Consider the following 1,576-nt stretch of genomic DNA (forward strand, 5'->3'; position numbering starts at 1 on the left):
GCGGCAGCTGGCCGAGGGGATCCGCTTCGTGCCGGGTGACTTCTCCGACGACGACGCCTTCGACGAGCTGGAACGGACGGTCCGCAAGCTCGATGAGCAGCAGGGCACCGGTGGCAACCACGCCTTCTACCTCTCCATCCCGCCGTCGTTCTTCGACGTCGTCTGCAAACAGCTCGCCCGGTCCGGTCTCGCGGAGCCCGAGAACGAGGACCAGTGGCGGCGGGTGGTCATCGAGAAGCCGTTCGGCCACGACCTCGCCAGCGCACGCGAGCTGAACGACGTCGTCGAGGACATCTTCCCGGCCGACTCGATCTTCCGCATCGATCACTACCTGGGCAAAGAGACCGTCCAGAACATCATGGCGCTGCGCTTCGCGAACCAGCTGTTCGAGCCGACATGGAACGCGCACTACGTCGACCATGTGCAGATCACCATGGCGGAGGACATCGGTATCGGCGGGCGCGCCGGGTACTACGACGGCATCGGCGCCGCCCGGGACGTCATCCAGAATCACCTGCTACAGCTACTGGCGCTGGTCGCCATGGAGGAGCCGGTCTCGTTCGACGCGGCCGACCTGCGAGCGGAGAAGGAGAAGGTGCTTTCTGCCGTCCGGCTCCCCGAGGATCTCGGCAAGCACACCGCGCGCGGCCAGTACGCGGGCGGCTGGGCCGGCGGGAGCCAGGTCCGCGGCTATCTGGAGGAGGACGGCATCGCGCCGGACTCCAAGACCGAGACGTACGCCGCGATCCGGCTCGACATCGACACCAGGCGCTGGGCCGGCGTTCCGTTCTACATGCGGACCGGCAAACGTCTGGGCCGACGTGTCACCGAGGTGGCCGTGGTGTTCAAGCGCGCGCCACACCTGCCGTTCGAGTCCACCGCCACTGAGGAGCTGGGCCAGAACGCCCTGGTGATCCGGGTGCAGCCGGACGAAGGCGTCACCATCCGATTCGGCTCCAAGGTGCCGGGCACGGCCATGGAGGTACGCGACGTCACCATGGACTTCGGGTATGGCTACTCCTTCACCGAGGAGAGCCCGGAGGCGTACGAGCGGCTCATCCTGGACGTGCTGCTCGGTGACCCGCCGCTGTTCCCGAGGCACGAAGAGGTGGAGCGGTCCTGGAAGATCCTCGATCCGATCGAGGAGTACTGGGCCGCCAACGGGACGCCCGAGCAGTACGAGTCCGGCGGCTGGGGGCCGAAGTCCGCCGATGAGATGCTCGCCCGCGACGGCCGGAGCTGGAGGATACCGTGATCATCGACCTCCCGAAGACCACGTCGAGCGACGTGGGCAAGCGCCTGGTCGACCTGCGCGAAAAGCATGGGGCGGTGGCCCTCGGCCGGGTGCTCACGCTCGTGCTGATCACCGACGAGGACAACGCGGAGAGCGCCATCGCCTCGGCCAACCACGCGAGTCACGAGCATCCATGCCGCATCGTCGCCGTGATCAAGGGCACCTCCCGCGGGTCCGCGCGTCTGGACGCGCAGATCCGGGTGGGCGGGGACGCCGGTGCCAGCGAGGTCATCGTGCTGCGCACGTTCGGCCCGCTGACGGCGCACCCGGTGTCGGTCGTCG

General features: G+C 68.0%; 2 protein-coding genes. Both read left to right on the forward strand.

The features are described from left to right. Nucleotides 1-1,255: glucose-6-phosphate dehydrogenase (zwf, locus tag ELR45_RS02260; RefSeq protein WP_240759083.1), on the forward strand; the 1,255-nt coding region annotated here is incomplete at its 5' end. After that, on the forward strand, nt 1,252-1,576 hold a 325-nt coding region (locus ELR45_RS40305), incomplete at its 3' end, for a glucose-6-phosphate dehydrogenase assembly protein OpcA (protein WP_240759085.1). The genes zwf and ELR45_RS40305, both read left to right, overlap by 4 nt.

Source organism: Phytoactinopolyspora endophytica, from assembly GCF_004138495.1.
GTDB classification, from domain to species: Bacteria; Actinomycetota; Actinomycetes; order Jiangellales; family Jiangellaceae; genus Phytoactinopolyspora; species Phytoactinopolyspora endophytica.